This window comes from Dysgonomonas massiliensis, from assembly GCF_900240225.1.
Taxonomy (GTDB): Bacteria; Bacteroidota; Bacteroidia; order Bacteroidales; family Dysgonomonadaceae; genus Dysgonomonas; species Dysgonomonas massiliensis.
On sequence record NZ_OEPV01000001.1, the window covers coordinates 288,561 to 314,098 of the forward strand.

23 protein-coding genes are annotated in these 25,538 nt (G+C 38.7%); 8 read left to right on the plus strand and 15 right to left on the minus strand.

The features are described from left to right. Nucleotides 1-60 precede the first annotated feature (60 nt). Nucleotides 61-1,014, plus strand: a complete 954-nt coding sequence (locus C1A06_RS01465; RefSeq protein WP_101688442.1) for an N-acetylornithine carbamoyltransferase — start codon at nucleotides 61-63, stop codon at nucleotides 1,012-1,014. A gap of 179 nt (nucleotides 1,015-1,193) precedes the next feature. Beyond that, nucleotides 1,194-2,267, plus strand: a complete 1,074-nt coding sequence (locus C1A06_RS01470) for a DUF2891 domain-containing protein (protein ID WP_101688578.1) — start codon at nucleotides 1,194-1,196, stop codon at nucleotides 2,265-2,267. 77 nt (nucleotides 2,268-2,344) lie between these two features. On the opposite strand, the gene C1A06_RS01475 is transcribed toward C1A06_RS01470, so the two are convergent. The 7 genes from C1A06_RS01475 to C1A06_RS01505 form a co-directional block, all read right to left on the minus strand. Further along, complete coding sequence (locus tag C1A06_RS01475; protein ID WP_101688443.1) at nucleotides 2,345-3,946, minus strand: OmpP1/FadL family transporter; 1,602 nt, start codon at nucleotides 3,944-3,946, stop codon at nucleotides 2,345-2,347. 123 nt (nucleotides 3,947-4,069) lie between these two features. Continuing rightward, a complete protein-coding gene (locus C1A06_RS01480) occupies nucleotides 4,070-5,617 on the minus strand; it encodes a hypothetical protein (RefSeq protein ID WP_101688444.1) in 1,548 nt (515 codons plus the stop codon). 192 nt (nucleotides 5,618-5,809) lie between these two features. After that, nucleotides 5,810-8,170 carry an ATP-dependent helicase gene (locus C1A06_RS01485; RefSeq protein ID WP_101688445.1) on the minus strand — a complete coding sequence of 787 codons (2,361 nt, stop codon included), beginning with the start codon at nucleotides 8,168-8,170 and terminating at the stop codon, nucleotides 5,810-5,812. 255 nt (nucleotides 8,171-8,425) lie between these two features. Further along, a complete protein-coding gene (locus tag C1A06_RS01490) occupies nucleotides 8,426-9,268 on the minus strand; it encodes a helix-turn-helix transcriptional regulator (protein ID WP_101688446.1) in 843 nt (280 codons plus the stop codon). A 175-nt stretch (nucleotides 9,269-9,443) separates the two neighbouring features. Further along, nucleotides 9,444-11,198, minus strand: coding sequence for an aspartate--tRNA ligase (aspS, locus tag C1A06_RS01495; protein ID WP_101688447.1), 1,755 nt, complete (start codon nucleotides 11,196-11,198; stop codon nucleotides 9,444-9,446). A 373-nt stretch (nucleotides 11,199-11,571) separates the two neighbouring features. Next, nucleotides 11,572-12,828, minus strand: coding sequence for a peptidase U32 family protein (locus C1A06_RS01500; protein WP_101688448.1), 1,257 nt, complete (start codon nucleotides 12,826-12,828; stop codon nucleotides 11,572-11,574). 15 nt (nucleotides 12,829-12,843) lie between these two features. Next, nucleotides 12,844-13,389 (minus strand): DUF4924 family protein, encoded by a 546-nt coding sequence (locus C1A06_RS01505; RefSeq protein WP_101688449.1) that lies wholly within the window; start codon nucleotides 13,387-13,389, stop codon nucleotides 12,844-12,846. Between the two features lie 354 nt (nucleotides 13,390-13,743). On the opposite strand from C1A06_RS01505, the gene C1A06_RS01510 reads away from it, so the two are divergent. Both C1A06_RS01510 and C1A06_RS01515 read left to right on the plus strand, forming a co-directional pair. Beyond that, nucleotides 13,744-14,580 carry an MBL fold metallo-hydrolase gene (locus tag C1A06_RS01510; RefSeq protein WP_101688450.1) on the plus strand — a complete coding sequence of 279 codons (837 nt, stop codon included), beginning with the start codon at nucleotides 13,744-13,746 and terminating at the stop codon, nucleotides 14,578-14,580. 10 nt (nucleotides 14,581-14,590) lie between these two features. Further along, nucleotides 14,591-15,061: a hypothetical protein gene (locus C1A06_RS01515; RefSeq protein WP_101688451.1), complete on the plus strand. Its 471-nt coding sequence runs from the start codon at nucleotides 14,591-14,593 to the stop codon at nucleotides 15,059-15,061. A 19-nt stretch (nucleotides 15,062-15,080) separates the two neighbouring features. On the opposite strand, the gene kdsR is transcribed toward C1A06_RS01515, so the two are convergent. The 4 genes from kdsR to C1A06_RS01535 all read right to left on the minus strand — a co-directional run bounded on the left by kdsR (nucleotide 15,081) and on the right by C1A06_RS01535 (nucleotide 17,511). Next, nucleotides 15,081-15,890: a 3-ketodihydrosphingosine reductase gene (gene kdsR, locus C1A06_RS01520; protein WP_101688452.1), complete on the minus strand. Its 810-nt coding sequence runs from the start codon at nucleotides 15,888-15,890 to the stop codon at nucleotides 15,081-15,083. A gap of 55 nt (nucleotides 15,891-15,945) precedes the next feature. Continuing rightward, a complete protein-coding gene (locus C1A06_RS01525) occupies nucleotides 15,946-16,320 on the minus strand; it encodes a DMT family protein (RefSeq protein WP_101688453.1) in 375 nt (124 codons plus the stop codon). Nucleotides 16,321-16,413: 93 nt separating this feature from the next. Next, nucleotides 16,414-16,842, minus strand: a complete 429-nt coding sequence (locus tag C1A06_RS01530; protein WP_245871978.1) for a DoxX family protein — start codon at nucleotides 16,840-16,842, stop codon at nucleotides 16,414-16,416. A 165-nt stretch (nucleotides 16,843-17,007) separates the two neighbouring features. Then, the gene (locus C1A06_RS01535; protein ID WP_101688454.1) at nucleotides 17,008-17,511 is read right to left on the minus strand and encodes a YcxB family protein; all 504 of its coding nucleotides are present in this window, start codon (nucleotides 17,509-17,511) and stop codon (nucleotides 17,008-17,010) included. Nucleotides 17,512-17,781: 270 nt separating this feature from the next. Here C1A06_RS01535 and C1A06_RS01540 point away from each other — a divergent pair, with 270 nt between their 5' ends. Further along, a complete protein-coding gene (locus tag C1A06_RS01540) occupies nucleotides 17,782-18,855 on the plus strand; it encodes a hypothetical protein (protein ID WP_101688455.1) in 1,074 nt (357 codons plus the stop codon). A gap of 61 nt (nucleotides 18,856-18,916) precedes the next feature. Here C1A06_RS01540 and C1A06_RS01545 read toward each other — a convergent pair whose 3' ends face one another. Then, entirely contained in the window at nucleotides 18,917-19,465 is a 549-nt protein-coding gene (locus tag C1A06_RS01545; protein WP_101688456.1) for a hypothetical protein, read from the minus strand. 315 nt (nucleotides 19,466-19,780) lie between these two features. Here C1A06_RS01545 and C1A06_RS01550 point away from each other — a divergent pair, with 315 nt between their 5' ends. Beyond that, nucleotides 19,781-20,953 (plus strand): M20 aminoacylase family protein, encoded by a 1,173-nt coding sequence (locus C1A06_RS01550; RefSeq protein WP_101688457.1) that lies wholly within the window; start codon nucleotides 19,781-19,783, stop codon nucleotides 20,951-20,953. An 83-nt stretch (nucleotides 20,954-21,036) separates the two neighbouring features. On the opposite strand, the gene C1A06_RS01555 is transcribed toward C1A06_RS01550, so the two are convergent. The 3 genes from C1A06_RS01555 to C1A06_RS01565 form a co-directional block, all read right to left on the minus strand. Beyond that, the gene (locus tag C1A06_RS01555) at nucleotides 21,037-21,603 is read right to left on the minus strand and encodes a tetratricopeptide repeat protein (protein WP_101688458.1); all 567 of its coding nucleotides are present in this window, start codon (nucleotides 21,601-21,603) and stop codon (nucleotides 21,037-21,039) included. Between the two features lie 86 nt (nucleotides 21,604-21,689). After that, nucleotides 21,690-23,006, minus strand: coding sequence for a tetratricopeptide repeat protein (locus C1A06_RS01560; protein ID WP_101688459.1), 1,317 nt, complete (start codon nucleotides 23,004-23,006; stop codon nucleotides 21,690-21,692). 212 nt (nucleotides 23,007-23,218) lie between these two features. After that, a complete protein-coding gene (locus C1A06_RS01565) occupies nucleotides 23,219-23,809 on the minus strand; it encodes an RNA polymerase sigma factor (protein WP_101688460.1) in 591 nt (196 codons plus the stop codon). 247 nt (nucleotides 23,810-24,056) lie between these two features. Between C1A06_RS01565 and C1A06_RS01570 the strand changes: the two genes are divergently transcribed. Both C1A06_RS01570 and miaA read left to right on the plus strand, forming a co-directional pair. Continuing rightward, nucleotides 24,057-24,617, plus strand: a complete 561-nt coding sequence (locus tag C1A06_RS01570; protein WP_101688461.1) for an IS1096 element passenger TnpR family protein — start codon at nucleotides 24,057-24,059, stop codon at nucleotides 24,615-24,617. Further along, nucleotides 24,614-25,525, plus strand: coding sequence for a tRNA (adenosine(37)-N6)-dimethylallyltransferase MiaA (miaA, locus tag C1A06_RS01575; RefSeq protein WP_101688462.1), 912 nt, complete (start codon nucleotides 24,614-24,616; stop codon nucleotides 25,523-25,525). Before C1A06_RS01570 ends, miaA begins: the two co-directional genes overlap by 4 nt. Nucleotides 25,526-25,538 lie beyond the last annotated feature (13 nt).

Consider the following 25,538-nt stretch of genomic DNA (forward strand, 5'->3'; position numbering starts at 1 on the left):
CATTGTTTGTTGAATTGATATTCTTATCTTTGTGTTTTATTGCATAAAAATACATTTTAAATGAAAACATATACAAACGTTAAAGATTTGGGCGACTTGAACGCAGCCGTTAAAGAAGCCTTAGAAATTAAGAAAAATCGTTTTGCTTATAAGCATCTTGGTGAAAATAAAACACTTTTGATGGTGTTCTTCAATTCGAGTCTTAGAACACGTCTTAGTACTCAGAAAGCAGGGATGAATCTTGGTATGAATACCATTGTTCTGGATATCAATCAGGGTGCATGGAAGTTAGAGACTGAGCGTGGAGTTATCATGGATGGCGACAAAACAGAACACTTGCTGGAAGCTATTCCGGTGATGGGTTGCTATTGCGATATTATTGGAGTACGTGCTTTTGCTCAGTTCGAAAACAAAGAAGACGATTATCAGGAAAAAATACTTAATCAGTTTATCAAATATTCCGGAAGACCAGTTTTCAGTATGGAAGCTGCTACTGGACATCCGCTTCAGGCTTTTGCCGACTTGATCACGATAGAAGAATATAAGAAGACCGAGCGTCCGAAAGTGGTATTGACATGGGCTCCGCATCCTAAAGCATTGCCTCAGGCTGTGCCTAACTCGTTTGCCGATTTCATGAACGAAGCGAATGTCGATTTCGTTATCACGCATCCCGAAGGCTATGAATTAGATCCTAAATTCGTACGTGGTGCGAAAGTAGAATACGATCAGGATAAGGCTTTGGCTGGAGCTGATTTTGTTTATGCTAAAAACTGGGCAGCATTTGCTGACGAGCATTACGGACAAATCCTTAGCAAAGACCGTTCGTGGACAGTTACTACCGAGAAAATGGCATTGACCAACAATGCGTATTTCATGCACTGTTTACCGGTAAGACGCAATATGATTGTAAGTGATGAGGTAATTGAAAGTCCACAATCAATCGTAATTCCCGAAGCTGCCAATCGTGAGATTTCGGCTCAGACTGTAATCAAACGTATGCTGGAAAGTTTGTAAGAATTTATATAGAGATCAATATTAGATAGTAGAGTATCTGTTAATCCATATTGGAGGCAGATACTCTTTTGTTTTTTTGCAATTATGTATTGAAGATAATTATCGGTTAAAGTATATGATGCTTTTACTCGGATTTAACTATGTTTGTATATCGAAATAAAGACCAAATCTGTATTTATATGAAAACTTTAAGACTGATTTTTTATCTTTTGCTTCTGTCTTTCCTGACAAGTGCAGTCTTCGGACAAAACACATCAATAAACGATATTTATCAAAAACTATCTGAGTTTCCTCTGAAATGCATTGAGCAGGAATATCCTAATAAGACAGGTCATATCATAGCCGACTCTGTGGATGCCAAGGCTACACCCCGAGAGTTGCATCCGTCTTTTTACGGATGTTTCGATTGGCATAGCAGTGTGCATGGTCATTGGTCGTTGGCACGTTTGCTGAAAAATAAGCCTAATCTGCAGAATGCAAATCTTATTGTCGAGATTCTCGACCGATCGTTCGACGAACAAAATATCATTGAAGAAGCTAACTATTTCGATAAGTATAAACTGAATTCGGTTTTCGAACGAACATATGGCTGGGCGTGGTTGCTGAAATTGGATGAAGAATTAGCTTCATTCAATCATCCCAAAGCCAAGATCTGGTATCACAATCTTCAACCGCTGACCCGAAAAGTAGTGAGTATGTGGAAAGCTTATCTGCCAAAGCAGACTTATCCCAACCGCACGGGTGTACATGGAAATAGTGCTTTTGCTTTGTCTTTTGCTATAGATTGGGCTAGAGCTATGAATGATAAAGAATTCGAAAATGTGCTGATAGAAAAAGCTAAGTTATTTTATCAGGATAATGTAAATACTCCGGCCTATCTGGAACCCGATGGCTCGGATTTCTTCTCTCCGAGTTTACAGATTGCTGATCTGATGAGCAGAATACTTTCAGAAAATGAGTTTTCGGCATGGATTACTCGTTTTTATGAGAAACCGAGTATAGAGAATATCTGCAAAGCTCCGATAATAAGTGACTTGAATGATTATCAGATTGTGCATCTTGTCGGTTTGTCTTTTTCAAAATCGTGGTGTATGAAGCATATATCGAATAGATTGCCGGATGATAATCCGTTGAAACAACTGTTTGGTGAGACTTCTAAGACTTTATTGAAAGAAGCTTTACCATCAGTATTCCAAGGAAATTACGGGGGAGACCATTGGCTTGCATCATTTGCTTTATTGGCTATGGATTAATTAATATAGTATTAAAATACAAAGCGGTTAGATATTCTTATATCTAACCGCTTTGTTATGTTTAGAGTTGATTCTGTTTAGAATTTTACACCCAGTGTCAATAAACCTTGGAATCCTGTAGTTTTCAATTTAGCTGGAATACTTTCTATCATCCGGGTACCGTTGTTATCGTAAGTATTTGTGAATGCGTACAGATCATCTTTTTGTTGTCTGTAAACAAATGCTATGTCTGTATAGAAGTTCTTAGTGAAACGATATCCCAATCCCCAAGTGATATACTGAGTATCACCTTCCATGATGAATGCTGATGATGTTCCGGCAGTATGGGCTTCTACTTTGTTAGCTTTAAAATTCTTTTCGAGTGGACTTTGTACCCAAGAATATCCCGCACGTGCTGAGAATTGTGGCGTGAAGCGATATTCAGCTCCGATACGTAGGGTTGAAGAAAGTTTAAAGTTTTGTTTGATGCGTCCGTTTACACCACTGTTTGCTATTGAGTAATCATCCCAGTAATAATCATGAAGTTTCATGTGCTTGTAGTCGATAAGATCGTAGTCTACACTAATGATAGCTTTCGAAGCAATTATACTGGCTAAACTGAATGTCCATTTTCCTGGCGATGTAAATTCGTATTCGTAGTTGTATCGACCATCAGGGGCAACGTATCCATTTATATATTTAGGGTCTATTTCTTGTCCCGAGGCATTCAATAGTGAAGTCAAGTCGTGATCAACTTTTGCATAATATACATCTTCCATTTTGTACCATGTAGGCGAATGGTAGGCAATACCTATTCGGATTTCGTCAATTGGTTTAAGTATAGCACCCACTGATACTTGATAGCCTGTACCATCTGTCGAAACTTCATCTTTGAGCGAAAAACCTCCATTATAGCTGCCTTCAGTAAAAACCTCTTGGTAATATGAATTCAAACTATAATCGATATCGGTAATCGAAGCTGTGAACCCGATACTGAGGATATCGGAAATAGTTGTACCTACAGTGAAATCGTAGCTATTGATATATCCTTTTTCTTTCAATCTCAAAGCATTATCCATAACCATGTTGTCGCCACCTATCGACGATACAAAGTTATGATCATCTATTTGATTTATCAGGAATGAATTATATCCTAATACACCCATCCAGTCGTGACTGCCCCATATGTGATCTCCTTGCTCAAGACCGAAAGATGTAATTCCAGAAGTGCCGGCACGATGTGCCATATAGTCAGTTAATGATCCTTTTCTGAACCCAGTTCCTTTGGTACTAACCAAACGATCGAAAGATTTCAGTTTGTTGTACGAAAAGCCGATATTCAATTTCGGAACCGCATCCGAGAAAAGGGGGAGGGTAGTAACGAATCCAAGATTGTCGAATGAGAATTTGAATCTGTCTTCGGTATTCGAATTACCAGTAAGCGTAGATTTGATTGAATTATTTCTGAAATTCATTGTTGTTACTATTTCAGATCCAGTATATACACCAATACCGGCAGGGTTGATTGCTACACCCGAAATGTCGCCACCCAGTGCCCCAAATGCTCCACCCATCGATACCGAGCGTGCTGTTCCTTTAAGGTCTGTTTTTGACATTTTGAATGCTTCAAATTCACCTTGGGCAAATGTTACTGCTGTTGAGCAGATGAAGGCAAGCGAAAGTAATAAACCTTTTTTCATATTCTTGTATTTTTAGATTGTACGTAGTTTTAAAAAGCTATTATCGGAACACTACTTAGTTTTGTGTCTTAGATAATAGCTTTAGTATGTTCATTTAAATCATTACTGATTTGTTTTCATATCTTATCGACGGCTTGTACGGCCGCCACCGCCACCACTGCTGCTACTTCTAGACGAGCTTCCCGATGATCCAGAGTAACTTGATCTGGATGATGAGCTAGAGCTTGACGAGTTATAGCTTGGTCTTGACGAACTGCTCGAACGCGACGATGAATTATAACTAGGTCTTGACGAGCTGCTAGAGCTAGATGAACTGCTCGAACGTGACGAGTTATATGTTGGTCTTGACGAACTAGAGCTTGACGATGAGTTATAACTTGGTCTTGTTGTTGGTCTGTTCGATGTTGACGAGTTGTAATTCGGTCTAGTCGATGGACGTGTTGTGGAAGACGAATTGTTATAGCTAGGTCTTGATGAGCTAGAGCTTGAAGACGAGTTATTGTTCGGTCTAGTTGACGGACGTGTTGTCGAAGACGAGTTGTTATAGCTAGGTCTAGTCGATGGACGTGTTGTCGAGGACGAGTTGTAGCTAGGTCTAGTCGATGGACGTGTTGTCGAGGACGAGTTATAGCTAGGTCTAGTCGATGGACGTGTTGTCGAAGACGAGTTATAGCTAGGTCTGGTCGATGGACGTGTTGACGAAGACGAGTTATAACTAGGTCTTGTTGTTGGACGAGATGACGAAGATGAGTTATAGCTAGGTCTTGTAGTTGGACGCGATGACGAAGATGAATTATAACTAGGTCTGCTCGTTGGACGAGACGTACTACTGTATCCAGGTCTTCCGTAGTTCCCTCCGGTTGCTCTTCCGGCTCCTGAATATCTGTAGTTGCCATAATAGCCTGGGCTACTCCATCCAGACCCCCATCCCCATCCGTGGTGATGATGGTGATGATGGTGATAATGGCTGTTCCAGCCCCATCCCCAGCTCCACGAAGGTGAGTAATACCAAGGGTCGTACCAACCCCATGATGAGTAGTAATATGGATTGTGCCAGCTATTCCAGCGCCAGTTCCAACCCCATCCCCATGATGAATAATACCATGGATCATCTCTGAAGTAGTAATAAGAACTTCTAGGCCATAGGCTCCAGTCCCAAGTCAGTCCGAAGTACCAATTGCGATCTCTGTAATAGTCGCGGTACATGTCGTCAAAAACGTATACATTGATATCATCATTACTTGTGATTGTTACACTATTCTGAGGTGTATGGAATTTTACGATACGATCAGTGTACTGATAGTCCTGATATTCATCGTAATTTTCAGACACAGCCATTTCTTCGTTATAAATTGTGTCATTTCCGTAATAGTATCCACCTCGGCGGTTGTATGCATCAACATCAATTTGTTTGCCATTATAGTTATAATTGACATTTCCTGCGGATTCCAGAGTTACTTCTCCATTATTTCGAACTACCAATGTTTTTGGTGTAGAAGAATTGCTTGTTGTTATGGTTTGCTTTTGAGGCGATTTTACCACAACCTCTTTCTTACTATTTTTATTTTTCGATTTCGAAGAAGAATAAATGTCGTCCCACTCTTCTTGAGCAAAGCCTGAGAAAGGTATTGCTGTAACCAAGAAAGCTAGAATAATACTTTTTAATTTCATAAACTTACTCTCCTATTATTTAGTTTGTCAATATTGTTGATCTTATGTTTAGACTCTTGTAGTCAAAAAAGGTTTAATGCTAGTGATCAACATAATCAAATATAGCATATATTTCTTATTTCTATATCATTAGACGCGTTTAAATTCATTTTGTTGCGTCCGTTTTTGTTAAATATTGTAATCTTTCGCTGTCTAAGATATTATCTCGAAGCGTGCAAATTTCAGCAATAATTGTTTGACACCCGCATTTTCAAATTCCACTGTTGCCTTTCTGCTATCAGCATCGCCGGTAATGGCTTTTACTGTTCCGATACCGAATCGGTCGTGCTTAATCATATTTCCTACGCTAACGCCTTCGACCAGACTTGGACTTGATTTGCTTGCCATAGCTTTATCGGCGCGAACTAGTTTCGACGGACCGTATGTCGGAGCTTGTTGACGAGGAGTTGAAGCCGGTGACATTGGTTTGCTCGCTGGTGATGTGTTCTGTGTGCGAGTTGGTTGTTCTCTATTCGAACTGGTCGAGAAGAACGATGGGGCAGAGTAGGAGCTACTTTGCATTCCCCCAAAACCGCCACTAAGAACACTTTTGTTTACATTCAGGTATGCAGTATCTATATCGCGTAAAAATCTGCTCGGATTGCATGCATTTACTTGTCCGTTTCGGAAACGACTCTTGGCAAATGTCAGCATACAGAAATCCTGAGCGCGGGTGATGGCTACGTAAAACAGACGACGTTCTTCTTCCAATCCGCGGCTTTCGTTCTTGGCCATAGCCGAAGGGAAAAGATCTTCTTCGAGTCCTACTACGAAAACATTTTTAAATTCCAATCCTTTCGAAGCATGGATTGTCATCATAGTTACTTTCTCTTCTTCCGACTCCTTGTCGGTATCCTGATCGGTCAGTAATGAAACGTCGGATAAGAAATCGATCAGTCCGATTCTAGTCTCGCCTTCTTCCTGACGCGTTTCACAAAACTCGTGTATACCTCCTAATAATTCCTGCAAGTTTTCTTGACGACTCAGCCCTTCAGGCGTCTGATCTTGGTAAGCATCGCTGGCTATACCACTTTGTTTGACGACTATAGATGCCAGATCATATGCCGATAATTTGTCAAGTTGGATAGCAAAGCTTTCAATGAGCTCTCTGAATCCGGCTAACTTCTTAGCCGTTCCCGAATTTACATCCAAATTGTATGCCAAAGGATTGCCTATTATCTGCCAAAGGCTTACGTTGTGCAGATTAGCGGCAGCGGCTATTTTGCCGACTGTCGTATTTCCGATTCCCCGTGCAGGGAAATTGATTATTCGTTTGAATGCTTCTTCGTCATCCGGATTTACTATCATGCGAAAATATGCGATGACATCTTTTACTTCTTTACGTTGATAGAAAGACAGTCCTCCATAAATTCGGTATGGTATGTTGCTTTTTCGAAGCGATTCTTCAAAAACACGTGACTGGGCATTTGTGCGATACAGAATTACAAAATCACTGTACGACACGTGTTTGCTGTTTCTTATATCTCTTATTTTGTTGGCTACAATACTGCCTTCTTCGTAGTCGGAGAAGGCACTGGCAACTTCCAGTTTCTCGCCTTCATCTTTTTCCGAAAATACAGTTTTGCGTATCTGTTCTTTGTTTTGAGCTATAAGACTGTTGGCTGCATTAACTATATTCTGAGTCGAGCGGTAATTTTGTTCCAATTTGAAGACTTTAGCCTCGGGATACATTTTCTGAAAATTCAGGATGTTATCGATGTTTGCACCTCGGAACGAGTATATACTCTGAGCATCGTCTCCAACCACGCACACACGATGATGCTTGGCTGCTAGTTGTTTGATGACAAGATATTGGGCAAAGTTGGTATCTTGATACTCATCTACCAATAGGAACTGAAAACGATCTTGATAGCTTTCTAGCACATCGGGATGATCGCGGAAAAGTACATTGGTGTAATACAATAGGTCATCGAAATCCATCGTATTCGATGCTTTCAGGCGTGCGCAATATGTTTTATAAATATCTTTTACCTGAGGAACTTTCGAGCGAATGTCGTATTCTATCATCTCGCGATTGGCTGCATATGCCATTGGCGAAACAAGTGCATTCTTAGCATTCGAAATGATTCCTTGAATCTTTGCAGGTTTATATACTTTGTCGTCCAACTGATATTCTTTGATGATCGTTTTTATCAGATTGCGCGAATCGGACGAGTCGAATATCGTAAACGTTGGCAAGAATCCAATTTTTTCGGCTTCGGTACGTAGAATTCTAGAAAATACCGAGTGAAATGTACCCATCCAAAGGTAACGTGCATATTGCCAGCCGATGAGCTGAGCTATACGCTCTTTCATCTCGCGGGCTGCTTTGTTGGTAAAGGTTAGAGCCAGAATACTTTGTGGCATAAGACCTTTTTGCAGAAGGTAAGCTATTTTATATGTTAGCACGCGTGTTTTTCCCGAACCGGCTCCGGCTATGATAAGCGAGGGCCCGTCGCTGTACTCAACAGCTGCTAGTTGTTGTTTATTCAGTAAGTCAGATAAATTGTCCATAGGATGTATAAATGATTCGGCAAAGATACGTAAATAAAATAAAAAAAGTCCGCGAACTCGCTTCGCAGACTTCTCAACTTTAACACAAACTTTACAAAACTACATAATAGAACTAATTGCAAAAATTCAAAATTGAGCATTTTAATAAGCTTCAACTTCTCTTTTGCGATATAGTACAAAGATATGCGAATTAGTTCAACTGTTAATTACGAAAAAATGTACACTTGTTCATATAATATGTACAATATGCTTTTTTTATTGTTTTTTTCGCAATTGACCAGGTGTTTGACCGAATTTTACTTTACAATAGTCATTAAAATAGGATAGGGACGAAAATTGATATTTGCTGCAAATTTCTTTTAATGGCATGTTGGGATTCGAAATATCCTGAAAAATTGCTTTCATGCGTTGTTCGGTCAGCCACTGATGTGCGGGCATATTGTAAACGCTTTTGAATTTTTTCTGAAACCCGGAAAGACTGTAATTCGACAAATCGGCAAGTTCTTTTACTGTTCTTACTTTTGTATAGTTTGACTGTATAAAGTCAGAGAAGCTCATGTCGTTCGATAGAAGCGGATAGAAAAAATGAAGTAAATCTGCTTTAGGATAATAAGCTCTGAAGATTAAGAAAAGTTCTTTGATCTTCATATCGAAAAATGAAATACATTTGATCCCGTCAGTAATGAAGTAGTCTAACGTAATCAAATAATTTTTAAGTATTTCATTTGCTGTTAACGAAGTGATTTTATTTTTAGGGTTGTACTTTTCTGTGTATAATAATTTTCTGAGTGAATAAGTATCGCACAATTGTGTTATTCCCGATATGCGAATTATCATTAGCCGTGCTCCTTTGTCAGACTCGATGCGTAGTTGCGTGTTGGCCAAAAATAATAAACACTTCGATTCCGACTCATTCTTTTCTGCATTATTGTTTGAGTAATAACGAATTTCACCCTTCAAGGTAAATATGATGAGATTGTACTTAGATGCATTCTCCCATGTCTCGTTTGGATGGATATCTATTAATTCGATTTTGCTACCAGCTTTTTTCTGGTAGTTAATGCATGAAAGATGTTCTATGCTATATAGTATGCTCACGGTTAGTTCTTATAAAAGTTGTATGTAAAAGTTATATGTAGTATCTATGATATCACAAATATAATAAATATATGCAAGATTCTGAAAAAATAATTAGCCCTAAAAATAATAATATATTTTCAGGGCTAATTTGTTGATAATATGTGTCTAAAAAACGTGTTTCCGCTTTTTGTTTTTACTCTTTGATATCTATTTTTAGATGTAGTTCGTCAAGTTGTTCCTGATCTATTTTCGATGGAGCATCAATCATCATATCGCGGCCTGAATTGTTTTTAGGGAATGCTATACAATCGCGAATTGAATCAAGTCCAGCAAATAGAGATACAAGTCTGTCTAATCCAAAAGCTAATCCGGCATGAGGTGGTGCACCATATTTGAATGCATTCATCAGGAATCCGAACTGAGCTTGAGCTTTTTCTTCAGTAAAGCCTAATACCGAGAATATTTTGTTCTGAAGTTGGCTATTGTGGATACGTACTGATCCGCCACCTACTTCAACGCCATTTATAACCATGTCGTAAGCATTAGCACGCACTGCTCCCGGATCGGTATCTAGAAGACCGAAGTCCTCTTCTTTCGGGCTGGTGAACGGGTGATGTTTTGCAAAGTAACGTCCCAACTCTTCGTCTTTTTCCAGTAGAGGGAAATCAACAACCCATAGGCAGCTGAATGTATTCTTATCGCGTAGTCCTAGTTGTTCTCCAACTTCAAGACGAAGTTCACATAATTGTTTTTGAGCTTTTTCAGTCTCTCCACAGATGATTAGAATCAAATCACCTGGTTCGGCCTGGCAACGATCAGCCCATTTTTTGAAATCCTCTTGGTTGTAGAATTTATCTACAGACGATTTTAATGTGCCATCTTGCTCGTAGCGAGCGTATATCAATCCGCTTGCGCCAATTTGAGGGCGTTTAACGAAGTTTGTCAAAGCATCCAACTGTTTACGAGTGTACGATGCTGCACCCTTAGCACAGATTGCACCTACATATTCAGCCGAATCGAATACTCCGAAGTCGCGGCCTACGGTAAGGTCTTTCAATTCTACGAACTCCATACCGAAGCGGGTATCTGGTTTGTCTGATCCGTAGTATTTCATTGCATGAGCGTATGACATGCGCGGAAAATCAGCAACATCAATACCTTTCATTTTCTTGAAAAGGTGTTTAACCAATCCTTCGAATATTTCCAATACATCTTCTTGTTCTACGAACGACATTTCGCAGTCGATCTGAGTAAACTCAGGCTGACGATCGGCACGAAGGTCTTCGTCGCGGAAACATTTTACGATTTGGAAATAGCGGTCGAATCCCGATACCATCAGCAATTGTTTGAATAGCTGAGGCGATTGAGGCAAGGCATAAAATTCGCCCGGATTCATACGCGAAGGCACTATAAAGTCGCGTGCTCCTTCGGGTGTAGAGCCGATAAGTACTGGTGTTTCTACTTCTAGGAAGTGACGCTCGTCTAGAAAACGACGTGTTTCGAATGCTATCTTGTGGCGTAGCTCCAGATTCTTACGAACCGAATTACGGCGCAAGTCAAGATAACGGTATTTCATACGCAGGTCGTCTCCTCCATCAGTTTCGTCTTCGATAGTGAAAGGAGGTACTTCCGATGCATTGAGTATTCTAAGCGATTCGACGATGATTTCTATTTCGCCGGTCGGTATATTCATATTCTTGCTCGAACGTTCTTGAACTGTACCTCCTATCTGAAGTACAAATTCGCGTCCCAGTTTGTTCGATTGCTCGTAAAGTTCAGAATTCACATCTTTGCTGAATGCCAACTGAGTCAGTCCGTATCTGTCGCGCAAATCGACGAACGTCATTCCACCTCCAAGTTTACGAACTTTTTGCACCCATCCGGCAAGCGTTACTTTCTGGTTAACATTTGCTATTGTTAACTCACCGCAAGTATGATTTCTATACATTTTATTTTTATTTGATATTGATCATTACAAAATTAGCATACAAAAGTAATATTTTAATTGCATACTATATAATGACACTGTGAAGATTATTTGGAAAAGTATTTAAAATACATGGGACGGACACATAGATTTGTTGTTATCCTGAGACGACCTTCACAGGCAAGCTAAGAATTAAAGACCCAAAGTTGAAAGAAAAATATCTATGCTTCAAAAGTTTCCAATTGATATCCGTCCCCGTATATTTTATATTTTATGATATTTTGATCTCTAAATTTTGTGCAAATATATAAATACGATTGTTATAAACAATGGTTAATTTGTTAAAAATATATATATCTGCACAAAGAATCAAAAGTATATAGTTTTTCCTTTTTTATTGCGTTTTAGCGTGTTTGGCATCCACTATTTTGAATAGTTTGTCGGATGGTCTAACTTTTTCTGTTACTTTGATAGAGAATTTTTCTCCTTTTACAGTTGTCTGAACGGGTTTCAGGTCGACACGTATTTCTTCTACTATCTGGCTTACGGCTCCAGTTGTTGGTCCGGTAATTAGTATCTCGTCGCCAACCGATAAAGATTGAGTTTCCATCAAGAACTCGGCAACACCTATGTTTGAGAAAAATTTCAGTCCTTTTCCTATATACACCTTACGCTTAGTAGCTCCGGAACCATAGTTGCTAGACCATTCGCCAAGGCGTTGTCCCAGATAATATCCATCCCAGAATCCACGATTGAAAACAGTAGCCAATTTTTCGCTCCATTGTTCTATCTTTTCTTCGGTGAATGTTCCGTCGCAATAGGCTTGAGCTGCTTGTTTGTAGCATTCTACTACTTTACGTACATATTCTGGTCCACGAGCGCGTCCTTCTATCTTGAATACGCGTACTCCGGCATCCAGCATTTTGTTCATGAAGTGGATAGTTTTCAAGTCCTTTGGCGACATGATGTATTCGTTGTCTATTTCAAGCTCTATTTCGCTATCCTTATCTTTTACGATGTAGCCGCGACGACAGATTTGGTTGCATGCTCCGCGATTGGCCGAAACATCTTTTTCGTGTAAGCTCAAATAACATTTACCCGAAACAGCCATACAAAGCGCTCCGTGTGCAAACATTTCGATGCGGATAAGTTCGCCGTTAGGTCCCTTGATCTGCTGATCAACTATATCTTTATAAATTGCTGATACCTGATCGAGGTTCAATTCACGCGCTAGAACAACCACATCGGCAAATTGTCCGTAAAATTTCAGAGCTTCGGTATTTGTGATGTTTAGCTGAGTAGATAAGTGTACTTCTACACCTATGCTGCGTGCATACATCATGACTGATACGTCCGATGCAATGATTGCCGATACCTGAGCTTCTTTGGCTGCATCGACGATCTGATGCATCAGATTGATGTCGTTGTCGTAGATAATAGTATTGACAGTCAGATAGCTTTTCATGCCATTCTCGCGGCAGATGTTGGCTATGTTTTTCATGTCGTCGAATGTGAAATTGTTCGACGAACGTGCGCGCATATTCAATCCCTCGATTCCGAAGTAAACCGAATCGGCACCTCCTTGTATGGCTGCAGCTAGTGAGTCGTATGAACCCACCGGAGCCATGATTTCAATATCAGATATATTCATTTCGTTTATTAAGTTTTATTCTAGTTCTAGTGTCCCTTCGCGGTCGGCTTTGTAGCGTTGCGATAAGATGCGGAGCAGCGAGCTGATTTGCGAAATAGCAGCTTGTGTTTCGCCCGAAATCGTTTTGCCTTCAAGTCGCATCAGCAGAAAACCATACAGAGCAGTAAAGCAGGTTTCTAACTCGGGGATGGTTTTGTCTTCGTACTTAGAGCGCAGCTCGACAATGAATGGGAGCGTTTTGTAGTAAGTAGGTGAATATTCAGTTTCTTTGTTCGATTGCAGAAGTTGCAGGTGCAATTCGGTCAGATCGCGAATGACATTTTCGTTGATTATGAGATGACCTTTTTCGGTTTTACCCTCCATTCGCATCATCTCGATCAGATTTGCATACCAATCTTCAATTTCTTTTTTCACATCATCCGTCTGGTCGTATTTGTCTACGATCTGACTCTTGATGCGGTCAATATCCAATCCGTTGGCACGTATCAAATCTTCTATTTGCCACATATACAGAAGATACTCGGCAATATTTTCTTGCTTTAACTTTTTTGCTAGCAGCATACTACGCGTATAATTTTATTTTGGGAGTACAAAATTAGTCATAAAAAATGAAGAGTCAATCACATTCTGCTTTCTATTGATAGAAAGTGTATATCTGATATAGATAAATGGTATAGCATATCTTCTTGTTTCTATGAATTTGTTGATACATTTGATCAAATTATAGACGAAAAATCAGGCTTTTGTTATTAAAAGTTAAAAATCAAAAGCCGATGAACTATTTCGATATAGTCGATGTTTATAATTGTGATTGACAGGTTAAGTTTTTATAATAGTATGAGTATTATTTAGGTATTTGGATTATTATTGGAAAGGGGTGATTGTGAAATTACCCCTTTTTTTTATATTCGTACTATGATTGAAATAAAGATAATTGAAAGCGGTTATATCATGGCCGATGGTGGAGCCATGTTCGGAGCTATTCCCAAAAGAGCTTGGAAACGCAAATACGATTCAGACGAAGACAATCTTTGTCGTTTGGCAATGCGATGTGTTTTGATAATAACGGACGATCGTAAAATTCTGGTTGATCTGGGTATGGGTATCCATGATGTTGAAAAAATGTCGTACTATCAACCTCAGGATATCGTAAATGTTGCCGATTCTCTCGATAACTTTGGATTTACAGCCAGTGATATTACAGATGTTGTGCTGACGCATCTGCATTTCGATCATTGTGGTTCGGCTACGCGTGCGACTGATGATGGTAGATTTGTTCCTACATTTCCAAATGCAAAGTATTGGCTAAGTAGAAAACAGTGGAAGAATTATGAGAACCCGAATCGATTGGAGCGTGATTCAATTTTTGCATCTACAATTCAGCCGATATACGATGCCGACTTATTAAATCTTATAGATGAGGATACCTATTTGTGCGAAGGGCTTGAGTTGCGACTTTTCGACGGACACTCTGATGGGCAGATTCTTGTTCAAATAAAAACTGAGGATGGTATCACAACCGTCCCTAGCGACTTGATTCCTACGGCAGCACATGTGCCTATCGATTGGATTTCGGCATACGATGTCAGTGCTATCCGTTCGGTGAGCGAAAAAGAACGTTTCTTGAATGAGGCTGCTGATAATAACTACACCTTAATATATTATCACGACGAACGCGTTGTAAGTAGTCGAGTTAAGCGTTTGAACGATAGCTTTATTGCTTACGATTTGAAGTATTCTGAACTTCATTAATGCGCAAATTATGAAAATCAGAGATAAAATAATTGAAACGTTGATCTGTATCGGAAAAGAATATAAAGAGATTACTTCCGATTCATATATAATAGGTGCTTCGGCTCTAATTTTATTGGGCGTTGATATTGATTATACTGAAGATGTCGATATCCTGACTTCAAAAGCTAGCTCCTCAAAATTGAAAGAATCGTTGTGTCGGTATGCAGAACCGAATCCCAAGACTAAGGAAGATGAGCTATTTAAATCAGATTTTTCGCGATATCATTTGCCATTGATGGATGTCGAGGTTATGGGCGATCTGCTAGTGATGAAAGATAATCAGTGGATTGAGGTGTCTGTGAATGATTATAAGGAAGTTAGTGTCGGAGAATTTGCGGTGAAAGTTCCAACTCTGGAGGAATTAAGAAGAATAATGCTTTTGTTTGGCCGCAATAAAGATATGCAGCGAATAGAATTGTTGGAACGATACATCAATTAAAGTTGGTTATCAAAGTATGTCAATGTACTTTATAATAACTTCTTAGAATTGCGCTGTACCATTTGGATGGTAACAATCGCTTAACATAGATAGACAGAACTTGCTCGAAGTTGCCGATAGGGTAGCGGAATGGTGGGTTCTTTTTGTTGATGATTTTATCAATAGCTTTGGCTATTTTTATTGGATGACTGCCGCCTAATTCTTCTTTTTCTACTAAACCGAGTGTTGTCTTGAAGCTCTCGCGATAATCATCACAAGCCAAAGTGGCTTCAGATAATTTGCGATTGCCCGTAAATCCGGTGTTGAAGTCTCCCGGTTCAATCAGCGTAACTTTCAATCCGAAGCGATGCAGTTCCAGCGAAAGTGCTTCGCTATAACCTTCGACAGCAAATTTCGAAGCCGAGTAGAATCCCTGGTAGGGCAATCCCATAACACCGCCTATGGAGCTGACATTGATAACGTGACCCGAACGGCGTTTGCGCATATATGGAACTACGGCCGAGCACACATTTACCACTCCGTGAAAATTAGCATCCATCTGCAAACGTACTTCTTCTTCGGTAGCGAGTTCCAATGAACCCATGATTCCCATACCGGCATTGTTCATCACTACATCTATATGTCCTTCTTTTTCAATGACCCGGGCAACGCCGTCAATCACGGATTGGCGATCGGTAACATCCATCTGTACGAAGTGCATATTTGGCAGATCGGAAGTCATAGCCTTGCGGCTTGTTCCGTATACTGTATGACCTTTCTGAACGAGGTATTCGCTGCAAGCTTTACCTATTCCCGACGATGCTCCTGTGATGAGAATTACTTTCGACATATTCTTGTTGTTGATTTTACATTGCAAAGGTACTAAAATCTGTTTTATCTGTTTTTTACTTTTTGAATACCAGATAAACGGCTATGATCAGCAGGATGAAGGCCAGTAGGTGATTCCAGCGGAACGATTCGGTTTTGAATGCCAAAGTGCTGAATACTACAAAGACCACCAGTGTGATAACTTCTTGAATAACCTTCAGCTGAATCAACGAAAACGGACCACCATTGCCGATAAATCCCATGCGATTGGCTGGAACCTGAAAGCAGTATTCGAAAAAAGCTACTGCCCAACTGATCATGATGACACCGAAGATGGACAAGCCCGCAAACCACGAGTATTCTTTCATCTTGAGATGACCATACCATGCAAATGTCATAAATACGTTGGATACTACCAACATAAGGATTGTAAGTAAACCTGTTAAATTCATTTCGAGTAGGTAATAAAAATCGCGCAAAGATATAATAAAAGTGCCGATTTCAGATTCGAAAACGGCACTTTTAAATTTATAGTTTTGTAAAGATTAATCCCATATATATTTGCGGCTCAGAGCATATTTTCCACCACCTGTAAATACAAGAGCCAATGCTCCGAAGAAGTATAAACCAAGTAGTTCAACTCCCCATCCGCCAGTAGTGTTGAGTGATATAATATCAGCGGCATGTGCTGTTAAAGCTGCAACAACGCAGTTGCCGGCAAGGACTAAAGCTGCTGCTCGTGTTCCGAATCCGAAGATGATGAACAATGGTGCAACTACTTCGCCCAGATATACTCCGTATGTAAGAAATGCTGGTAATCCGGCTGATGTAATAATACCTTCGATAGGGCCTACGCCATGCTGAAGTTTAGCAATACCGTGTAATAGCATTAGTACTCCGACTGAAAGTCTTAATATCAATAAACCGAGATCTTCTCTTTTTTTGAAAATGTCTAGCTCTAAAAATTTCATCATAATGTGTACTCCTTTGTTTTAGTTTGAATGCACAAATTTAATGAATAATGTAGATTATTATTATTTATAACGATTCTAATTTAATATAATTATTCTATCAGGATAAATGTATTGTCTATTAGACTTTCATAAGAGGCATATAATCAGATGTTAATAATGTGTTATTTAATCTTCTTTTATGCCTAGTCGTTTGAGCTTATCGGTAATATATTCTATCTGATCGAGCGATAATTGCTGTTTGTCGAGTATAAAGAATTGTGCTTTGCTAATGTATAACATCAAGAAACGGCCTTTATTGTAGAATGAATGCAGGTCGCTAAGATTAGTAGTGGATGTATTGTCACCTATAGTCCCTATTATTTTGTCATCATCAGTAATCTGATAATTGGTAGTTGCCGAAAATAGCTTCGATGATTTCATGTTCTTTGTCCAACTTCGAACTGTGAGATATGGGCTCAGTACAAAAAATAGCCCAATAACTATTGGTACTATTGCATTCAGGATAATATCTCCACCGATTGCTAATCCAACGATAATAGCAATAATGGCAAGTATTATGAAAAAGTATCCTAAAACAGGAGTCAAATATCTGTATTTAGCCTTGAAATAGTGCTTGAAGAATGCTTTGTTGTATTCTTTGTCGGTCAATGTCTGCTGAAATTGTATCATTGGTATTTATCTTATTTTGCGATGAAGTGTAAACTTAGTAAAATAAATGTGTCTGTAATATTTTTATCTATATGATAAAGATAATGAAATAGTAAACAAAAGGCTAAGTGAGCAAAAAATAAATAATGAAAATGTGTATACAAGTGTTACTTTTTAACATAATATAGATTGAGAATCAGAAGGATGTCAATTTTCGTGAAATGCTTGTCAAGTAACAAACTCTTTGCTATAAATTATTAACTTTGTACTGATAGCCCCAAAATGATAATTATGAGAAAGCTATTAACGATATCCGCATTTGTAATTATATCTGCATCAGTGTTTTCTCAGGTAGGAGAGACGCAAGATACGGTTCGTATTTCTACATCTGTATTGGACGATAACCCGAAAGTAGGCTTGCCTGATAATAAGATATTCGTTCCTCGAAGTATTCGTGATTTCAGATTATACAATTCGAATGGAACGAGGGCAGAAACTTCGCATAAAAAAACGGCTTTGCCGCGCAATATAAAGGATGTGGATGTATCGGTGTTTGATATTCAATTGCCGCACGATGTTTTCTATGATGGGCCACCTCTCGAATTGGAAAATACACGTTTTCCATTTGCCAATGACTATAATTATAGTGGAATTACACCTTTAGATAATAGATCGTGGGTTAGTGGAGGATCATACCATGCCACAATGCCTACCATTGGACATATTACTACGGCTACTGCCATGTACAACCGTATGTTGACTGATAAACTTCTTGTCTCAGGGGGAACGACTATCAGTAAATATAGACAGCACGGACGACAGCTAGGCGAAACGATTCTAAGTGCCAGAGCGGCATACCGTTTCAATGATCGGATGAATCTAAGCGTATTTGGAGATTACTCTGTTTATCGCAGAGATGCAGGATTGGGTAGTATGATTGATGCTTTGTATCCCGAAGTTCCGGGGCAGATAGGGTATGGATTCCGCCCGGTTGCTTCGGCCGGAATGCAGTTCGATTATCAGATAACAGATTGGCTAGAATTCAATCCGGGTTTATATACTGAGCGTTACGAGTTCTTTGGAAATCATTTTAACGATTATGGGCTGAATGGTCATATCGGTATACGCGCTCACGAACGTGTTAAGTTTCATATGCGCGGACGATACTCTTTACGTCATGGAAACGGAAGTAGTGTAGTTAACAGAAGTGTGATGATGAATCCGCAAAATATGTATGGCGGCGGTATCGAATTTAAGATTAATCAGACAATTAGTGTCGAAGCAGGTGTCAATCGAGAGCTGAACCCTTGGACGGGTAAGTGGGAAACCAAGCCTTATGTGATGCCAATATTTCATATAAAATAGTAAAAAACAAAAAGGTTGTCCATTTAGGACAACCTTTTTTATCTATAGTTTAAGAAGGATCTTATTGTTTAACCCAGTATGAAAATTGTCCTACAAGAATAATTTCAAGCTTAACATCTTCTGTAGTTGTTTCTGAAGGTGAAAAGGTTACCTTGCTTTCCATTTTTTTGCTTGACATTACTCTCTCAAATGCTTTATTTAGGAAGTCAGTGTTTTTACCAATATTTAGATCAGCATTACCAGCAGTAATATCACCGAATGAATGTTCAAGTCCATTAATATTAATCTTGAAGTTTTTTAGAGTAGTTGTTGTAGGTAAACCAACAATTTTTAATGTTGTTTTACTTAGTTGTATATCACCTTTACTAATAGTTGCCAATCCATCATAGATAGAACCATCAATAGCTTTAGCGCCCTTTAATAATTCATTTAATGTTGCTGATTTTAGCGGGGTTTCTACTGTATAGTCTTTATTGCCAACTAAGTCGATAATTTGTTCTACTGGAGCATCTGATAAGAGCTTTTCTACTTTTGGATCATCGTCGCTGCTACAAGCTGAAACAACGAATAAGATGCTTAATGTAAATAAAGAAAATAATAACTTTTTCATAAATGTTTAAAATGATTAGTTTGTATTATGTACTCAGGGTACTTGTGTGAAAATATTTTATTTGTCAATAATTCGATTATTCTTGCTTTGTGTTAAATAATCATTGCCTGCAAAAATAAGGTAATTTTTCATACAAATACACTTAATTATATAGAAATACATATGTGGTGTATGTAATTGGTTTATATACAGCTTGTTATTCTCGGGGCTGAGGCCGCTAGTAAAGTTTAATGAATACTCTGTTTTTTTAAGAATTCGGATAGTATATCTATTCTGTATTTTGTGTAACTTGTATAGAATAAAAAAAGACTCATTATGAATGAAATTTTGGAAGAGATAAGGAAAGATGTCAATCGCTTTATAGATATAAGACATCACTTACACGAAAATCCTGAGGTAGGATTCGAAGAGGTTAACACAAGTGATTTGGTGGCAAAACTTTTAACCGACTGGGGCTATGAGGTCAATCGGGGAATGGCAACTACGGGAATAGTAGCTACTCTGGAAGCCGGTAATGGCAAGAAAACTATTGGTCTGAGAGCTGATATGGATGCTTTGCCTATGACTGAGAATACGGGAAAGGCGTGGACAAGTAAAATAGCAAATCGTTTTCATGGTTGTGGGCACGATGGACATACTACAACATTGTTGTGTGCTGCTAAGTATCTGTCAGAACATAAAAATTTTAATGGGACAGTGCACCTTATATTCCAACCGGCTGAAGAGCTGTTGTATGGTGGTAGAGTTATGCTCGACGATGGGTTGTTTGACAAGTTTCCATGCGATGCAATTTTTGCTTATCACAATATGCCGGGATTCCCAATGGGGCATTTTGTATTTAAAGAAGGTCCGATGATGGCTTCATCAGATACGATACATATCGAAGTCAAAGGAAAGGGTGCGCATGGCGCTATGCCCGAAAATGGGATAGATGCTACGCTTGTTGCTTGTTATGTTGCCACAGCTTTGCAAACTATTGTGTCGAGAAATGTTTCTCCACTCAATCCGGCTGTGATTACTATTGGTTCCATACAAGCAGGCGATGCCCCTAATATAATAAATGAGAAAGCTTTGATGAAACTTACCGTTCGGTGCATGGATAATGCGACACGCGAATTGGTGTTGAGGAGAATAAATGAAATAGCCGACATGCAGGCAAAAAGTTTCGGAGCAAGTGTTACGATAGATCATGTGAATGCCAGTCCAGTACTTGTGAATGGCAAGGAAGCTACAGTTTATGCAAAGGATCTGGCGACAAAAATGTTTGGACAAGAAAAAGTCCATACTTTACAAAATGGAACAATGGGCAGCGAGGATTTTGCTTTTATGCTCGAAGCCAATCCTAATGGATGTTATTTTATGATTGGTGATGGCGATGAGCCGGATAGGACAGCACCGCACAATCCGGCATTCGATTTCAATGATGAAATTATTCCAATAGGAGCTACTTATTGGGTTACCTTGGTCGAATCTTATTTGAAAGAATAAGGAATGATATAGTCCTTTTAAGAGTAAAAGGAAGAGCGGTCAGGATTTTCCTGCCGCTCTTATTTAACTTTAAGTTGTTACTTTTAATTTGAAGATGGGATATGTTTTGCCGCTTCAGCAAATAGTTTTTCGGCTTCGGATCGCAATCCGCATTTATCCTTCTTGTCAAGGTTGAGGTATGTATCCAAATCGGTAGCCGCTTCGTTGTACTTTTGCATACGTAGATATGTATAACCTCTGTTGTAATAAGTCAGAGCATGTTTAGTGTTTAGTTCAATAATGCTGTCGCATGTTTTGATGATATTCTGGTGATCTTGCATCTTGTCGTACTCCATTACCATATATAGATATACTGTGATCAGCAGTCCACTTCTCCAAGCGAGATTCTTGCGATATTCATCGTTCGATTCTACGCGCTCCAGAGCGTAGTTCAAGGCATCAATCTTTTCTTGGGGAGTATCCAGTTTGTTTAGCGTGTTCTGTATTTTGCTGCTAAAAGTACGTATACTGGCATTTTCATTTGTTGCACGTTTTCTCCAATTATACAGAAACCATAGTACAGAGAGGAGTAAAATGATCAGAAAAACGAAAAGGATGGTAACCCAAACATTTGAAGTAATAAAGCAAAGGCTCGAACTATATATATTCATGATGCAATTTTTACACTTGTTATCAGTCGACAAATGTAATCATTATAACGGAAAAGCTGATAGTAATTATTGCAGTAGAACTTAAATTATAACGAAGCTTCTAATTTTTTAAGTCTTTCTTCGGCTATTGCTTTTACTCCGTATTTGTTATCATTGTCCAGCGAGATTGCTTTTTTATAGCCTTCGATAGCTTTTTTAAGCTCTTTGTTTTTTTCGTAAGCTAATGATAGGTTATAGTAAAGTTCGGGGTTCGATTTGTCTTGCTCCAAAGCTCTGTTGTATATGCTGATAGCATCTTTATACCGATCTAGCTCGATATAAATATTCCCTTTGTTAGAGTACGGTGCCAGATAAGTAGAGTCAATATCTATGGCTTGCGAATAGAAATCCAATGCTTTGGTGTATTTCTTCTGAGCCTGATAAATTAGCCCTTTGTTGAAATATGCTTCGGCATATGTTGAGTCAAGTCTGATGGCTTTGTCGAATAATTTAAGAGCACGATCGAAGTCCAGATTTTTTAGAAGTACAACGCCTTTGTTATTGTAAAGCATCGGAGATTCTGTATCGTATTGCAGTGCATAGTCAAAATCGGCAATCGCTTTGTTATAGTCGCCTATTTCGGTGTATATGATACCTCTGTTATTGTAAGTCCCTATCAGTAGTGAATCAAGACTGATTGCTTTATCAAAGTCTTTGAAAGCTTTCTTATAATCGCCTTCAATCTGAAAAACAAGACCTCTGTTGTAATAGATAATTGCATTCAGCGAGTCAATTCTAATTGCTTTATTGTATTGCTTTTTAGCTTCTTCAAGATTGTTGTTGTCTAAGTATAGCTCAGCCAGATTGATGTATACAGCTATGGTTTTCGAGCCAAGTCTGATCATCCTTTCATAGTCCGATATGGCTTTGGCCTTTTCTCCAGTCTGTGTGTATGCATAGGCTCTATTATTCAATACTTGCATAAGAGTACCATCTCTACCCAGTGCTTCGTCATACTGAGCTATCGCCTTCTTATAATCTCCATCTTTGTAATATACATTTCCTTTATTGAAATATGCTTGGACAATATTTGGGCTGATTTTTAGTATTTTATCGTTAAGTTCCAATACCTTATCTGTGCTATCTAGTACGAAGTAACATGAGCTAAGGTAAGTATAGCACATGACGAATGGACGATCTTTCAGTGTCACACTTTTGATAGTAGAATCTGTTTCTGCTAGAATGTTATTGAATAAGACGATCTTGTTTTCGGCAGAATCGTCTGAAGTGGCTATGTCTTGTATTCGTTTGTTGATAGCTTCCACTTTGTCTTCTTCTTTTTTTATCTCGTTGAATAGGTCACAAGATGAAAAAAAGAATAATGAAGTGAGTGAAAAAAAGAATAGTACTCTCAATGAATGCATCAGCAAAGTATCTTTAAATTAATATGTAAAATTTGTAAGGGCAAAGATATTGATAATTATTTAGATTGGTGTGAATTGAAAGAAAGAATACAAACTAATAAAAGTAATATTAAGTCTTGCGAATCAAGTAAAAACCGGTGCTTTTTCACAAAAGGACCGGTTCTCTAATGATAAGTTACTTTTTACTTTAAACTACTATTAGACTTCTATATTTAAATTGTTAATGATATCTGATTTTCTTCAGTCATGCGACGGATATTCAGAATGGCATATCGCATACGCCCCAAGGCTGTATTGATGCTGACACCTGTGATGTCGGAGATCTCTTTGAAGCTCATGTCTTTGTAATAACGCATCTCGAGTACCTCACGCTGATTGTCAGGCAGGAATGAAATGAGTTTCTGAATATCAGCTGTAATCTGACTTTGTATGATGTGGTCTTCGATCGTTGACTCACACAATGAAGGGTTGTTAAGCAGATCTACTGCCGACTCATCGTTTGATGTTGTATTTTCATTCTTGATTTGACGGAAGTGATCGATTATCAGATTGTGGGCTATACGCGTAATCCATGCCTTGAATTTGCCATTCTCGGTATAACGCCCTTGTTTGATATTGACAATAGCTTTAATAAAGGTATCTTGAAAGATATCTTCAGTCAGATCGCGATCACGAACAATAAAGTAAATGTAGTTATACAACGACTGTTTGTGACGTTCTAATAAAATATCAAACGATTTATTATTGCCATCAGAATATAGATGAACCAACATTTCGTCGGTCATTGATCTCAATGTTTCCATTATCTCTTATATGTTATTTTAGTCAAGAGTAATGTATATTCTATAGGCTATTGTTTTTTGAAGTTTTCGTTAGTGTTATTTCAGATAGCAAATAAGCAATGTTTTTCTGAGAAAAACAAATTAATCGATGCTTTTAACATCATTCGTATAAATATCGTATTTTGCTGTATCAAATGATTCAGATATTTATTATTTGCTACTATAAATTTACTATTTTTGAAGCGTAAATAATTAAACTTAGACAATAATGATATTTCGTTTCCTACTACTATCAGATGAAGTAGACGATTTCAGAAGAGAAATTCAAATTGATAGCGATGCCAGCTTCCTTGAACTGCATCATGCTATATCTGAGTCTGTTAATTATAAAGAAGATGATATGACATCATTCTTTATATGCAGCGATGATTGGGAAAAAGAACAGGAAATTACACTTGTAGAGATGGATACCAGCTCGGAAGAAGATTCGTATACAATGGAGGCTACTCGTTTGAGCGACTTGCTTGAGGATGAGCGTCAGAAATTGATGTATGTTTTCGATTATATGACCGAACGTGCTTTCTTTATGGAATTGCGTGAGATCATTACGGGTAAAACTCTTGACAAGGCTGTATGTACTAAATCGGTAGGTAATGCTCCGCAACAACATATCGAGTTCGACGAATTCGAGCCGTTAGTTGCAACATCTACTACTGTTATTGGTGAAGAATTCTACGGCGATGAAGGTTACGATCTTGACGAATTGGATGCTGACGGATTCGAAGGTCTTGACGAATTCGGCGAAGCCGGAGGTAAAGATTTGGAATGAAACAACTGATTGTTTTGCTGGGACCAACGGGCGTTGGCAAAACTGATATAAGCATCGATTTGGCAAAACATTTCGATGCTTCAATTATTTCGTCCGATTCGCGTCAGTTTTATCGTGGACTGGAGATCGGAACGGCGGCTCCTACAGCCGAGCAGATGAGTGTTGTGAAACACCATCTTGTAGGGATGCTGGATGTAGAAGATTACTACAATGCCAGCGAATTCGAACAAGAAGCCTTACGTATTATCGGCGAAGAGCATAAAGTCAAAGATAATGTTGTAGCTACGGGTGGATCGATGATGTACGTAGATGCATTATGCTATGGTATAGACGATGTTCCGACTATCGACGAAGAGTTGCGCAAGGAACTGTACGACCTATTCGAGAGAGAAGGACTCGATCCGATTCGTGAGCAGTTAAAAATGCTTGATCCTGAATTCTACGATCAGGTAGATCTAAAAAATCACAAACGAGTAATTCATGCTTTGGAAGTTTGTCTGATGACGGGCAAACCATACTCGAGTTTCCGTACACGTACGAAAAAAGAACGTCCTTTCGAAATAAAGCGTATTGGCTTGATGCGCAATCGTGAGGAATTGTACGATCGTATCAATCGCCGTGTCGATCAGATGATGGAAGATGGTCTACTGGACGAAGCGAAGCTTTTCTATCCGAAACGACAGCTAAACTCATTGAATACTGTTGGCTACAAAGAGATGTTCAAATACTTGGATGGCGAGTGGACTCTGGATTTTGCCATCGAAAAAATCAAACAAAATACACGTATCTATTCGCGCAAGCAGATGACTTGGTTCAAACGTGACCAAAATACGCTGTGGATAAATCTATCCGAAACTACAAATACCGAGGCACTCCAAACTATTATCGATTATTGTTCTAAAAAGTAACACTTGTGTACAG